At 35.0% G+C, this 14,365-nt stretch carries 10 protein-coding genes, 1 other RNA gene and 1 pseudogene; 2 read left to right on the top strand and 10 right to left on the bottom strand.

Annotation, left to right across the window (positions count from 1 at the left end; genetic code table 11):
- The 7 genes and pseudogenes from ACW6OJ_RS04535 to ACW6OJ_RS04505 form a co-directional block, all read right to left on the bottom strand.
- Positions 1 to 624: pseudogene (locus ACW6OJ_RS04535) on the bottom strand (aspartate--ammonia ligase); the annotation flags it as partial.
- A gap of 75 nt (positions 625 to 699) precedes the next feature.
- Positions 700 to 1,896 carry a DUF3798 domain-containing protein gene (locus tag ACW6OJ_RS04530; RefSeq protein ID WP_456095883.1) on the bottom strand — a complete coding sequence of 399 codons (1,197 nt, stop codon included), beginning with the start codon at positions 1,894 to 1,896 and terminating at the stop codon, positions 700 to 702.
- A 10-nt stretch (positions 1,897 to 1,906) separates the two neighbouring features.
- On the bottom strand, positions 1,907 to 3,010 hold the full coding sequence (locus ACW6OJ_RS04525) for a DUF3798 domain-containing protein (protein ID WP_304194614.1): 1,104 nt from the start codon (positions 3,008 to 3,010) through the stop codon (positions 1,907 to 1,909).
- A gap of 70 nt (positions 3,011 to 3,080) precedes the next feature.
- Entirely contained in the window at positions 3,081 to 4,103 is a 1,023-nt protein-coding gene (gene galE, locus ACW6OJ_RS04520) for a UDP-glucose 4-epimerase GalE (protein ID WP_456095882.1), read from the bottom strand.
- A gap of 11 nt (positions 4,104 to 4,114) precedes the next feature.
- Complete coding sequence (locus ACW6OJ_RS04515; protein ID WP_293427181.1) at positions 4,115 to 4,291, bottom strand: hypothetical protein; 177 nt, start codon at positions 4,289 to 4,291, stop codon at positions 4,115 to 4,117.
- An 8-nt stretch (positions 4,292 to 4,299) separates the two neighbouring features.
- Positions 4,300 to 6,279 (bottom strand): hypothetical protein, encoded by a 1,980-nt coding sequence (locus tag ACW6OJ_RS04510; protein WP_456095881.1) that lies wholly within the window; start codon positions 6,277 to 6,279, stop codon positions 4,300 to 4,302.
- A gap of 14 nt (positions 6,280 to 6,293) precedes the next feature.
- Complete coding sequence (locus ACW6OJ_RS04505) at positions 6,294 to 9,080, bottom strand: SPOR domain-containing protein (protein ID WP_456095880.1); 2,787 nt, start codon at positions 9,078 to 9,080, stop codon at positions 6,294 to 6,296.
- A 135-nt stretch (positions 9,081 to 9,215) separates the two neighbouring features.
- Between ACW6OJ_RS04505 and rnpB the strand changes: the two genes are divergently transcribed.
- An RNA gene (rnpB, locus tag ACW6OJ_RS04500) (RNase P RNA component class A) lies at positions 9,216 to 9,550 on the top strand.
- Between the two features lie 154 nt (positions 9,551 to 9,704).
- Positions 9,705 to 10,442: a glycoside hydrolase family 73 protein gene (locus ACW6OJ_RS04495; protein ID WP_455105294.1), complete on the top strand. Its 738-nt coding sequence runs from the start codon at positions 9,705 to 9,707 to the stop codon at positions 10,440 to 10,442.
- Between the two features lie 153 nt (positions 10,443 to 10,595).
- Here ACW6OJ_RS04495 and ACW6OJ_RS04490 read toward each other — a convergent pair whose 3' ends face one another.
- From ACW6OJ_RS04490 to miaB, 3 genes are all read right to left on the bottom strand, one after another.
- Complete coding sequence (locus ACW6OJ_RS04490) at positions 10,596 to 12,254, bottom strand: glutamine--tRNA ligase/YqeY domain fusion protein (RefSeq protein WP_456095879.1); 1,659 nt, start codon at positions 12,252 to 12,254, stop codon at positions 10,596 to 10,598.
- An 86-nt stretch (positions 12,255 to 12,340) separates the two neighbouring features.
- The gene (locus ACW6OJ_RS04485) at positions 12,341 to 12,898 is read right to left on the bottom strand and encodes a hypothetical protein (protein WP_456095878.1); all 558 of its coding nucleotides are present in this window, start codon (positions 12,896 to 12,898) and stop codon (positions 12,341 to 12,343) included.
- A 36-nt stretch (positions 12,899 to 12,934) separates the two neighbouring features.
- Positions 12,935 to 14,365, bottom strand: a complete 1,431-nt coding sequence (gene miaB / locus ACW6OJ_RS04480; protein WP_456095877.1) for a tRNA (N6-isopentenyl adenosine(37)-C2)-methylthiotransferase MiaB — start codon at positions 14,363 to 14,365, stop codon at positions 12,935 to 12,937.

The following is a 14,365-nucleotide window of genomic DNA, read 5'->3' as shown; positions in this document are numbered from 1 at the left end:
TACTAGGAATACTGCCTTATGCCTCTTTACTATAGCCCTCTCTCTTTCCTTTGGACTAAGATTAGGCCATTCATTTTCTAATTCCTGACTAGATATAAATGTAATCTTGTCAGGAAGTAATGGTGTAAACTGAGGGTACATAGACATTACATACTTATCAGCTCTCTTAAAAACTTCATATATCTTTTCAACAATCCAAACTAGCTTGTCATAAGTCCTATCTTCTTTTTTAATTTGATATTCCCAGTCCCACTGGTCAACATATAAAGAATGTAGGTTGTCCAGCTCTTCATCCTTTCTTATAGCGTTCATATCAGCATATATACCCTCATACATAGGTATATTATACCTCTTTATAGCCACCCTCTTCCACTTGGCCAAGGACTGGACTATTTCCGCCTTCTTATTCATAAATGGTACTGTAAAGCTTACAGGTGTTTCTACACCACTTAAGTTGTCGTTAGTACCAGTTTCAGGAAGAACAAATAGTGGAGAAGACACTCTTAAAAGACTTAACTCCTTACTTAGTTCTGACTGAAAAAAATCTTTTAAATTCTTTATGGCCTTTTGTGTTTCTAAAACACCTAGCTCACATTTATAATTTTTAGGTATTATCATTACCATTTCACTACCTCCCTTGAATCAATAACTCCATTATACTTATTAATTGCCCTTTTTGTCAATCTCAATGCATATCAATTAATAAACATACTGGTCCGGATAAACAAGCTTGTAGTTATTCATTCCTTTTCCTAGATTAACAAAGCCCGCATTAATATTTGTCCTAAAGGTAGAAATCTTCTCTAGGAAATACGGGTTATAGCATTTTTTTATATCCGTGTCCTTACCAGTGATATTAACTGCAAGCTCCAAGGCTATCCTTAGGGTATGATTTTTAGGGTCTGCACTAGCAGAGCCTATCCTATTACTAGAATTATTAATCCTAGAAAGATAAGTAGAAACCTGGGAGTTTAGGTAGGCATATTCACACCTCTGTCTATGAATGTACTTTATACCAAACTTATTTAGGATATAAGTTAACCTGTTTGGTTCAGATAACTCTGAAACATAGTACTTATTTTCCATAATCCTACTAATTAAAACCTCATCTATCAATTTATTAGTTGAGTAATAGTTAACCTTGTCACCATATTTTTTTGCAATTTCATATATAAGGTTTGATACATAGGCCTTCTTTTGACTATCATCAAGCTTAGGTATCTTAATTTCTTCATATTCCATTCCATATGATCTTGTCTCTTTTTCTAAACCATCTATATTTGACTTTACATATGGTGAAAGATTGTCCCCATCAATAATAACCACAGTTCTCTCAGCTCCCATAGTTTTAGCTAGTTCAGCTATTCTATCTGTCCTGTCTGACATATCAGTCTTAAAGTTCATGTCAAATGTGCTTACAAGATCTCTTGTAGAATTTTCCCCACTTTCATTAGACTTCTGGTCGGCCGACAATAGAACTAAGTCCTTCCTAGACTTTTTCAGCTCATTCATTTCTGATATTATGTTTGGATCTGAAGTCGAAACAAGAATAGCCTTAATATCCTTATTATTCCTTATCTTATCCAGTATATAGCTTTTGTCTTTTTTGTATGAGGATGAGTCCTTGTCAGGAAGACTATAATTAATAACTTTCGCCTTAGTCAATTCATTTTTAAACTTAACGTCATACTGCTCTTTTATTGACTGGGCCATATCATAACTAGCAAAATCATCCTTCTTGCTATCTGTAAGTATAGCTATGCTAGTATCCTTATCAGAGTTCGAATCAAGAATTTCTTTTTTAACCTTGTTGTCATCACCCGAGCAGGCTGTGAGAGAGGCAAGTACTATTGTAAGTCCCGCAAATAGGCATATCTTTTTGAATATATTTTTCATAGACGCCTCCTTAATAAATTCTACTTAGGAAGCTCAGCTCCCTAAAATATCCATAGGCAATCCCAAAGCTATCAAAGTTCAAACCAAGATTCAAGTTAGTATTTGCCCTATTCAATAGTGAAATATTTGTATAGCACTCTTCTAGATTGAAATTCTTCTCGTACATATAATTAGCCACTTCTATTACTATTTCAGAAGTCACAGCATTTCTTGATTCTGATATACCTGCTAGCTTATTACTTAGTCCCCTACTGGCAAGCACCTTTGAAACGGCCTTGTCAAAATCCTCCCTAGACTTAAACTTTTCCATGGTCTTAATATCTAGTTTCTTAGCCAAAAGGTCACCATCATTTAAAGAGTTGATATTTGGCAAGATAAACTTATTCTTAATCAGATTATCAAGACAGAAGTCTGAATATAACCTATCTGCTGAATATATGGCAGTAGTAGACCTAGTCGCTTCATTCATAGCATCAAGCTTTTTCTGCAGGTCATCAAGATTATCGCCAACCTCCTCTACAGTAAAATCAATCTGATATTTTAGAGCAGCCAGTCTGGCCTTATTTATATCCTCCACATATTCTCTTTTAGATATATTTTCTTTTGACACTAGATAAATAAAGCTTTTTGCTGACATTTCCTTAGCTGTTATTAGTGATTCCCTACCCAAATAGTCTGACACTACAAGTCCAATGTCTATATTTTTATCTTTAGCAACTAGATATTTATCAACAGAAGATAATTCGCCTATACCATTGGCTACTGTAACTACACCAGGCAGTTTTGTCTTCACACTCTTAAAAACTGGCTCTAAGCCACTTTTATTGGTAGCTATTACAAGGACTTTAACATTTTTGTCCACTGCGTTGACTATTCTCTTGACATACTCCTGATTAAAGTCTCCATTTATATTTGGTAGGTAGTTTATGGCAACATTACCACTATTCAAATATTTTGGATCGACCTTAGTACCCTTGTCTATATAAATTGTTATTTCTGCCTTATTATCCGTCATGTCTAATGTATCTTTTTTTGTATTCTGACTTTTATTGCATGCAACCAATCCTACAGCAATTATAGAAGCTAAACAAAATAGCATTAATCTTTTTAACATTCTACACCTCTTTGTTTCGTATATTCCTAGGTATTTATACTTAAACTTTGATTCCTAAGTAAGTACTGTATTATTCTTCATAACCCCTAGGATTATTTTTTTGCCATCTCCAAGAATCCTGACACATTCTATCTATATCAAATTCTGCCTTCCATCCTAGTTCTCTTTCAGCCTTTGATGAATCAGCATATGACATGTCTATATCTCCATCTCTTCTCGGCCCTATCTTATATGGTATAACTTTACCACAGGCCTTAGAAAAAGATTCTATTAGTTCCATTACACTATAACCATGACCCGTTCCCAAGTTGTAATATTCCAGGCCTATTTTATCATCTAGTAGCTTTTCTATAGCCTTCACATGACCCCTAGCCAAATCAACGACGTGTATATAGTCTCTTACACCTGTACCATCCTTTGTCCTATAATCATTTCCAAATACATTTATATGTGGCAATTCTCCAATCGCAACCTTGGTTAAATAAGGCATAATATTAGCCGGTATTCCACCACAATCTTCACCAATCATTCCCGATTCATGGGCACCTATTGGGTTGAAATATCTAAGAATGATAGCATTAAGCTTCCTATTAGCCTGCCATGCATCTTTTATAATTTGCTCTCCCATCAGCTTTGTGGTACCATACGGATTTGTAGTTGATAGTTTGTAGTCCTCCCTTGCTGGTAGGTCTTCAATTTCTAAGTCTCCATATACTGTTGCTGATGAACTGAAAACAAAGTTTTGCACATTGTATTTTGACATTATAGTCATCATATTTATTAGTGAAAGAAGGTTGTTGTCATAATACTTTAATGGATTAGCAACAGAGTCACCAACCGCCTTATAGGCAGCAAAATCAACAACGACATCTATATTATTTTCTTGAAAAACTGTCTCTAAGTCAGATGACCTAGTATCAAGTTCATAAAACTTGACCCTCTTTAAAGATAAGCTTTCTATCCTGTCTATTACAGTCTTGTAGCTATTTGATAGGTTGTCAACAATTACGACTCCATATCCTGACTTTAACAACTCAACAGCGGTGTGACTTCCAATATAACCGGCTCCACCAGCTAATAAAATATTTTTCATCTTCCCACCTCCTATATAAGCTTGCTAGAAACTTCTGGGTCTACTATTTCAATAACATTATCCCTATCTATATTCGTGTCGGCTACTAGCAAGTCATCTAAATCTATTTCCTTATACTTAACACTTTTTTCTCTCGCAACGAAATTACATAACCTAAATTCCTTGGCCATTATCTCATCTATTAACATAAGCCCCCCTATCTATAGCCACCTGTGAAGTAGTATTCACTGTCTATCTTCATACTACCAAACTTCATCAGAGAGTATAGATCATCAATAATATCCTTCCTTAAGACCTTTGACTCCCTATTAATATTGAACTGTCTAAAGATATGAGTAGATTTAATCCTCTCCATCAGTTCCATTTTTAAGCTCTCCTCATCAAGTTGTCTGTAGTTTGGATAAAAACTGTAATATGTTTCAAAAACAGTCTTTACAGTTTTCCCTACATAATGCGGTAAAAGATTATATATTATATGCTCAAGCTTCTGATAGGCCATATCTGCATGCAAGTCTATCTGATAAATTTGAGCTTCCTTTAACATCCTAATACTTGACTTTCTCATATCTTCAGGTAGGATCATATAGGACATCTTGTCTATAAGACTTATAATCCCATTTATATCCATTTTAATATCATTTCTAAGATCGAAGAAATGTCTCTGTAGTCTTGTTATATCAGTCAAGTCACAATCTAAACCTAGAGATGAGAAGTATCTTTCCTCACTTCTTTCTAGTATATCTGACATGTGGACAGTTATAAGGTCTATATTGCTAAGTTGGTCCTGTAGATCACTATATAAGAAGTTTATGAAATCAACCTTATCAGCTAGGTCAATATTTTCATTCAGCATATATGAATACTTACTATTCATATGATAAATATGACCAAAAAAGTTAAAGATTACCATATCTGATACCGATTTAATCCAGTTATCATAGACTTCGTCAAGATCAGTAGTTTCTAGCAGGGATTTTTGGTATTCAGAGAATATATTTGCAGATAGCTCTGTTATTATCTCCCTCTTCAAATTCATAATAACAAGCTTGTCCTTAAACTTTATCTCAACTCCAACAAAGTCTTCGCTTTCAAATAGATCTTCATTTACCGAAATATTTGATATTGTGCTTTTCTCGATATCCAAAATACACTTGTCCTCTGATTTCATTATTGAAATATAGTCATCATCTATTTCAATGAAGAAGGGCCTAAACTCCTTCGTAAAGCCTATAGATTTGTTATCTATAGCCTTTAGGGAATCAAAACCAACCCTTTTCGCCGACTCTGGATCAATATAAAGAGTAAATACATCCTGTCCATCGTATACTATATAATTGTCATCACCTATATAGTAGCTAGTAAATAAGCTTTTTTCCTTACATACCAGTTCCTTTTTGTCCTTTTTTTCATATAGGACATAAAGGTCCTCGTGTCTAATCAAAAACATATTCTTGTTTAGGTATTCGTTAGACCTAAGCCTACCTGATAGCTTACAAAAAACAATAGGGTCCTGGTCAGGCAATCTTCCTATTTTAGAATTATTCTTAACTATTTCATCGATATTTTTAGGTATACTTGCCCTATTAATCTTCCCAATAAAGATAATATCCCTGTAGACCCTCGATTGAAAATCTATATAAAAATACCCCTTTATATTTAATATATTATCTGTATTTGTATATGATTCAAGATCATAAAGACTAAATTCAAACCTCTTGCCACTACTTACAAATACTATTCGGCTGTCCTCGTATTCTAATATACCTGTGTGTATGTCTCCATCAGCATTCATAATTAGGCTTCCACCCTGAATATCAAAGATAAACTTTTTAGAATTCTGTCCTATTTTTACCAACTCAAACAGGTCTAAGACCATTATCAAGGATGGGTAAACCCTGTGTGATTCTCCGTCCTTTACTCTTACAAAAGGAATTGAGTCAGCAATTACGCTCACACTATCACCGTCTATTTCTGTATATAGCTTTTGACCTTCAGCAGACAAGTCATAGAATATGTAATCCTCATTTTCCCCTTGTAAAGAATCAACCTTGGAAACATAAATGTTTCCAAGGTTAGTAAATTGCAAATACTTGTCCTCAAGGCTGAAGTCAACTAAACCGTTTAAGCTATATCCAGATTTTATTTTAAATACAACTCTTTCACTATCCTTTAACAAAACCTGTGACCCCCTTATTTGTCCTTAAGCGCTTGTTCGTATATTTCGTCTAAATTAGTAACATATGATGCATTCTTACCTGTTGAAGATATCTGGTTCCTCAAATCATTATAGTCAGTTTTTAACTGGTCCTTAGATAGGTTAGGTATCCTAGTCTTATAGGCACTTATCTTCAAGTCATAGTACTTGTTCTGACTAGCTATATAATTCTGTATACCCTTGGCAGATATTGACTTTGATTTAGCATAAGCATCGTTATAATTAAAGAACTCTCCTACCTTAAGCATATAGTAGCCTGCATTCCTAACAACCTGGGCCTCTACACCCCTATTAGCAAAATTATTAGCAACTGATTCAGCACCATCCTTGTCCTTAGTAGCACCTACGAATACAGTATAGTAAGTACCCTTACCATTTTTATACTGTTCCGCCTGTCTATCTAATTCACTAGCCTTGGCTTCATTTTCATCCCTAACTTTTTCTGCCTCAGTCTTTTGTGTTATTTCAGCAGTAGACTTAGGACCATCTTTGTCACTAGTAGTCTTGCTATCAACCTTTTTTTCCACCTTTAGGTTCTTCGTTGTATTATTAGTTTCTTCAACAGAAGGCATTGTGAACTGCTTTATAAAGAAAATATATGATGCGAATAGGACTGCTATTATAGCTACAATAATTATTCCATCTCTGGCCATCTTAGCCTTAGGTAGGGCTTCCATAAACCCTCCCTTATCGCTATCATCTATATCTTCACTTGACTTTTTATCTGTTCTTGCGTCTTTAAACTCAGCAAATTTAGAATATAACTTAGTATCTTTGAGCTTTTCTACAAGTCCAGGTCCCTCTTGGAAATCATCAAACTCATCGCATTCCTCATCCTCTAGTTCATTAACAAAATCATGTTCCGATGAATTTTCTGTTTCTATTTTTTCTTCATCCTGATCATTCATAGACATCATTTTTTCTAGTTCTTCAAGGTCATTTGCTTGATCATCCTGGGATTCTCTTTCACCAGATGATTTAATACTTACATGGTTATGTTCTCCAGCTAAATCCTCTTGACTTTTAGATAAGGCGTCATGCTTTACGTGCTCATCAAGCTTACCTAGGTCTCCATAATGAATATGACCTGCTTCTTGCCTAGCATCTTCCTTCTTAGGATATACACAGTCGCCTTCTTCAAATACAATATCTGCCTTGCCAGCTAGCGACTTGATACCTGGATTTACAATTTCTTCAGCTATGTGTCTTTCATCGATTAGCTCATCATATTCTCTCTTGCTGTCATTATCTTCCTTGCGTCTATTCTTTTCCCTCATCATAATTATGGCTAGGGCATTTTCATCCTGAATAGACTTGTCTCCGTTAAATAGGTTGGGATCAATATCATTATATTCATCTTCATCAAGATTTGAATACTCATCATCCCTGCGCTTTTTTGAAAAGAAGTTTTTGAATCTGTCTGATATACTATCTTTTTCGTAGTAGTCTTCTTCATCGTTAATTTCATCATAATTATATTCTTCAAATTCATCATCATAGTACTCATCAGAAGCAAGATCATAGTCTTCCCTATTCTTTTTCTTAAATAGGTTGTCCTTTAGTGATGATATAAAACCACCCTGGTCTTCTTTACCATAGTAATCTATTCCATCGACTATATTCTCTACCCTTTCCCCTATCGGAACATCCATGCCAGTATCTAAAAGTTCCATCTTCTGGGCAAAATCAATCTTATCATAACTAGTATCAACTACACTTCTACCAAAAAAATTATTGTTTTCTATATTGAAATCTGACTTAACCAGTTTTTGGCAGCCTATCCACCTAGACTTATTTAGGAAAGTCTTGTTCCTTACGAGCCTTTCAATAACTTCCTTAAATTCATTTTCATCTAAAAGCCCTATAACCATCATCCTAAAGGCATTGACAAAGTACTGCTTGTTTTCATCAGAAATATAGTCCATAAGAAGGGCTACACATGATACATAGTCTCTCGATACTTCAGAGAAACCGTACGCATCATCTTCTTCAATATCTTCAGCTAGTACAGCGTCCCTAAATATATCATTAATCTTAACTGATATTTCAGGTGTACTAATCATTGATACATACTTACTAAAGCTTATGCACTTATCTTCATCTGCTAGCTCATATTCTTCTGATATGTCATCATCCTCTACTAGGGCTTCATCAGTAAATTCCTCTATTGGAGGCTCTTGACTAAAAAGTATTTCATTTATCATCGTGAATATTTCATTCATCAAGTCTATTTTAACTTCTTCAGTACTCATATCAAGTATATCCTTATACTTATCTACATTTCCTGATATTACAGTTATAACCATTCCAAGAACATCCTTGTAAATATTTAGGATTTTATAGTCATTTTCTATTTTTTCTATCTTCTTTACACCTGAATTCTTGTCATAAGACAAAAATATCTTCCTATCCTTGTCATTAAGGTGTTTATTGCCGTTCTTCATAGCCTTATTTACATATTGTCTTGAAGAAGCCTTGATATTTTCAATACTCTTTTCCACAGACTGGTGACCCTGTATAAGGTCATTCTGTATCCACATCTCCAATATATACTCTAGCTTTTTAATTATCGACTTGTAATATATTATATTGTATCTTAAAAGCTCTATATACTTTTCTTCGTTTTCATCTACTTTTTCAAATTTATTTTTAAGCGTTTCATTTAAGTTAGTGTTCATAGCATACTTGTCTTCAATGTATTTTTCATTAACTTCAAGAACAGCTAACCTAATCAATTCTCTGCTATTATTCAATGTATTCACTCCTTATTAGTTTTATTATTACTAAATTTCAGTTCATTACTACTATTATAGCATATTTTCTATTATTAGTTTCAAACTATTTAAAATAAGTTAATAATATTTGCATTGGACTAGTCTTTTTGGTATAATTGTTGACAAGTATAGCAGGTGATCGCAGGTAGAAATACGTGAGGAAAGTCGGAGCTCCATAGAGCAGGGTGCTAGGTAACGCCTAGTGAGAGCGATCTTAAGGATAGTGCAACAGAAATAAACCGCCCTTAATAGGGTAAGGATGGAAAGGCGAGGTAAGAGCTCACCAGCATATAGGTGACTATATGGCTATGTAAACCCCACCTGGTGCAAGGCCAAGATAGGAATAAGAGATGTTGCTCGCATCTCCCGGTAGGTAGGCCGCTCGAGCCTATTGGTGACAATAGGCCTAGAAAGATGATCATCAAATACAGAACTCCGCTTATAGCTATACTTAACAAAGAGACTGTGGACATCCACAGTTTTTTTGTTATAATGAATTGACATCTGATAAAGCTTAACCTAAATTAAGCTTAGTGATTTATTATTCAAATATAACTTCAGAAAAGAATTTTTTATGTCTACTTTATACTTAATTAAAAGCAAGTATAGGAGGTGGTTTTTATAGCAAGTTTAGATAGTAGGGTTAGAAAGAAAAAGTTACAAAATACTGGTAAAAGCGGCAAGTCTACGTCAAATAAATATAGGCAAAAGAATGTCAGCCATGGTTCCAAAAAGAAGTCTAAAAGGCCAAGGAGATTTTTGCGAGTTTTTATACTCCTAATACTTATAATATTTGCCTATACCTTTGCAAACTTGTTCAGCTATTTTGACAATATAGAAATTCAGACTATGACTGAAAATAATAGGACCAACCAGGAGTTCATAGATAGTCTAAGGGAAATTTCTATAGTTGAATACAGAAAGACTGGACTTCTCCCTTCAGTAACAATTGCTCAAGCCATACTCGAGTCTAATTGGGGTCGTTCTAAACTAACAAGGGAGGCCAACAACCTGTATGGTATCAAGGCAGATGCATCATGGCATGGTGATAAGGTCCTATTTAACACTAAAGAATACTATAATAGCCATGTAAATGCCTACTTCAGAAAGTATAAGTCCTGGGCTGATAGTGTAACAGACAGGAGCAACTTTTTGATGAAAAACAAAAGGTATCTAAAGTCAGGTCTATTTGAAACTAATACCTATAGGGGCCAGGCCCAGGCACTTGAAGATGCTGGTTATGCTACAACTACCAACGCCATGGGTGAAAAAATATATGCTGATAAGCTAATATCTGTTATTAAGAATTACAATTTATATGAAATAGACTATAGCGTAAAACCAAAATAAAGACTAGCATAAATTAGAATTTAATCTTGGCTATATTTATTTCTCTAATATGGGTCTAAGTCGTGTAGAAATTTTTAAAAAAATAAGGGAGTATGCAATCAATACACATACTCCCTTTTATCATTGTCTGAGATTTACAAACTCATATACTTCCTATAATTTGAAGGAACTCTTTAAAGGTACTATTCTGTTAAATACTAACTTATCATCACTTGAGTACTTAGAATCTACACAGTAGAATCCGTTTCTGATAAACTGGAACTTATCATTCTTCTTTGCACCTTCAATAGCAGTCTTCTCAACAAATCCTTGCTTGATTTCTAGCGAGCTCGGATTTATTTGTTCCAAGAAGTGCTTGCCTTCATTAGCTGGATCATCGTCTAAAATCAAGGGTTCAAACAATCTAAACTCAGCTGGATATGAATTGTTGGCATCAACCCAATGTATAGTGGCCTTAACCTTTCTCCCTTCAAAGCCAGAGCCACTCTTAGTTTCCGGGTCATATGTACAGTGGATTTCTACTACATTTCCATCAGCATCCTTAACCACATCATTACATTTAACAAAGTAACCACCCTTAAGCCTAACTTCATTTCCTGGGAATAACCTAAAATACTTTTTAACTGGCACTTCCATAAAGTCATCTCTTTCAACATATAGCTCTCTAGAGAAACTTACAAGTCTCTTGCCCATTTCTTCATTTTTAGCATTATTTTCTATCTCAATCAGTTCTGACTCACCTTCTGGATAGTTAGTTATTACTACCTTTAGTGGATTTAAAACGGCCATTGCCAAAGGCGCCTTAGGCTGCAGGTCCTCTCTTAAGAAGTAGTCCAGCATCCTGCTATCAACAGTAGAGTCAGCCTTTGATATACCAATTTCTCTACAGAAGTTCCTAATAGACTCTGGTGTATAGCCCCTTCTCCTCAAACCTGAAATGGTTGGTATTCTTGGATCATCCCATCCGTCTGCAACACTATTATCAACTAGTTGCTTTAACTTACGCTTAGACATAACTGTATTTGTAAGATTAAGTCTTGCAAATTCTATCTGTCTTGGAACTGCCTCCATTTCACACTCTCTTACTACCCAATCATAGAAAGGTCTCTGGTCTTCAAATTCAAGTGTACAGATTGAATGTGTAATGTGCTCTATTGCATCTTCTAGTGGGTGGGCGTACGCATACATTGGATATACACACCATTTGTCACCAGTATTATGGTGTGCATTATGAGATATCCTGTAAATTACTGGGTCTCTAAAGTTAATATTTGGTGAAGCCATATCTATCTTGGCCCTTAGTACCTTTTCTCCGTCCTTAAATTCTCCGGCCGTCATTCTCTTGAATAAGTCGAGATTTTCCTCCACAGACCTATTTCTATATGGGCTTTCCTTACCAGGTTCAGTAAGTGTCCCTCTATACTCTCTTATCTGGTCGGCAGTTAAGTCATCAACGTAGGCCAAGCCCTTGTTTATCAATAGGATTGCCCTCTTATGCATTTCTTCAAAATAGTCTGATGCAAAATGTAGCTCATCCCATTCAAAACCTAGCCACTTCACATCTTCTTTTATAGATTCAACATACTCCACATCTTCCTTAACTGGGTTTGTATCATCAAACCTTAGGTTTACCCTACCCTCGAACTCCTTTGCTAAACCAAAGTTTAGGCATATACTTTTTGCATGACCTATATGCAGGTAACCATTTGGTTCTGGTGGAAACCTTGTAATAATGCTTTTATGCTTACCACTTTCTAAATCGTCTATAACTATGTTTCTTATAAAGTTTGAACTCTCTCTTTCAAACGACATATAATAACCCCCGCTTCTTTTTTAAAATGTCTATAACTATATTCTATATTATAATGATAAAAAAATAAAGTTACTTTCTAATAAGTCTAATATGATTTTAAATTTTCATCATATATCTTTAGCAAAGATGACTGTATTTCTGATATTTTTTTGAGGTCATCCTGGTCGAATTGTCCATCCTGACCTAGTTCTAGACCTGACCTAATCATTCCTAATATCTCAAGCATAGACTCCTTGTTCTTGCCTATATTTGCCTTAACCTTTTTTATTTCTGCCTTGTAATTAGTATCATCCTTATCATTTTTTGATACAGCATCTGACTCTCTGTCTATAGCAGCCTTTATCTTATCCGTATCAAGTTTCTTAATTTCATCAATTTTTGAATCTAGTTCTCCGATTAAGGATTTGATATCATTAGGATTAACCTTATATGATTCCTCCTTTATGTCTACAAGATACTGATTTATATACTTGCTATACCATGTGTATTCTGAATCAACCACATTTTTCCTATAGGCATCATATTCTAATGCATTTTCCCTCAGAGATGAATCCTTCATCCTGTTGTCCGTAGTCACCTGGGACTGGCAACCAACCAAAATAAGGCCGGCCAAGATGGTAATCACCATTCCTTTACTCTTCATAGAATCCCCCTTTTTATACGATATGATTATTTAAGTTTATAATATATACTTTACTAATTCTCCATTTAGCGAGAATGATTTAGGATCTGTTATCTTGACCTGGACCAATTTACCAATCATAGACTTGTCTCCACCCGTGAAGTTTACAGTCTTATTATGTCTTGACTTACCCGTTAAAACTGCTTCATTTTTCTTGCTAGTACCCTCTACAAGTACCTCTAGAGTCTTACCCATATATTCCGCATTCTTTTCTCCAGAAATCCTATTTACTACTTCAAGCACCCTCTCAAATCTTTCATGCTTGACATCTTCAGGTATTTGATCTAGCATTTTAGCTGCAGGTGTCCCCCTCCTCTTTGAGTATATAAAGGTAAAGGCGGAGTCATACCTTACCTGTTCACATATATCTATTGTATCTTCAACATCCTGGTCTGTTTCGCCTGGAAATCCTATCATTATATCAGTTGAAAAGGCTAGGTCTGGTATTTCTCTTTTGGCCTTTTCTATAATATCCAAGTAATCTTCCTTAGTATAGTGCCTATTCATCTTCTTTAATAGACTGCTACTTCCAGCCTGAAATGGTAGGTGTAGGAACTCACATACCTTATCACAATCCCTCATAGCACAGATTACATCATCAGATATATCCTTTGGGTGGGATGTCATAAACCTAATCCTTTCAAGTCCTTCTATCTTATTTACTTGTCTTAGGAGCTGGGCAAAACTAATCCTTTGATCTTCTTCTAGCGTCTTACCGTATGAGTTCACATTCTGTCCTAAAAGAGTCACTTCCTTGGTTCCATTTTTTACAAGTGACTCTATCTCAGCAATTATATCACTTGGCTTCCTACTTCTTTCCCTTCCCCTAGTATAAGGTACTATACAGTATGTACAAAAGTTGTTACATCCATACATAATGTTTACAAAGGCCTTAATATCAAATTTTCTATTGCTCTTAAGACCTTCAACTACCTCCCCATCTACATCCCATACATCGACTATAAGCTTATCTCTGTTGAAAGTAGACTCTAGCAATTCAGGGAACTTGTAAAGATTGTGTGTACCAAAGATTAGGTCCACATGTCTATACCTGTTCTTAATTTCTTCAACAACATGTTCCTGCTGCATCATACAACCGCATACAACAATCTTCATGTCGGGTCTCTTTCTTTTTATACTCTTAAGATGGCCTAGATTACCATATACCTTTAATTCAGCATTTTCTCTTACAGCACATGTATTATATATAACTAGGTCTGCCTGGTCCTCTGACAGGGCCTGTACATAGCCCATTGCCTCTAGCATATTTATTAGCATTTCAGAGTCATGCTCATTCATCTGACACCCAAAGGTAGTGCAGAAGTATGACTTTCTATTTCCAGTCCTATTAAATAGGCCTTCATTCATCATGTGAATAGACTCTATATATTTTTCTTGCTCTTCTATTTTATCTATAGATAACTCTAT

The organism is Peptostreptococcus sp., from assembly GCF_977045075.1.
This window is presented reverse-complemented; position numbering and strand designations above follow the sequence as displayed.

Bases quoted from the DNA above. Each gene is read 5' to 3' on its own strand.
- ACW6OJ_RS04530 (WP_456095883.1), bottom strand. From the start codon at position 1,896: ATGAAAAATATATTCAAAAAGATATGCCTATTTGCGGGACTTACAATA.
- ACW6OJ_RS04525 (WP_304194614.1), bottom strand. From the start codon at position 3,010: ATGTTAAAAAGATTAATGCTATTTTGTTTAGCTTCTATAATTGCTGTA.
- galE (WP_456095882.1), bottom strand. From the start codon at position 4,103: ATGAAAAATATTTTATTAGCTGGTGGAGCCGGTTATATTGGAAGTCAC.
- ACW6OJ_RS04515 (WP_293427181.1), bottom strand. From the start codon at position 4,291: ATGTTAATAGATGAGATAATGGCCAAGGAATTTAGGTTATGTAATTTC.
- ACW6OJ_RS04490 (WP_456095879.1), bottom strand. From the start codon at position 12,254: ATGTCGTTTGAAAGAGAGAGTTCAAACTTTATAAGAAACATAGTTATA.
- ACW6OJ_RS04485 (WP_456095878.1), bottom strand. From the start codon at position 12,898: ATGAAGAGTAAAGGAATGGTGATTACCATCTTGGCCGGCCTTATTTTG.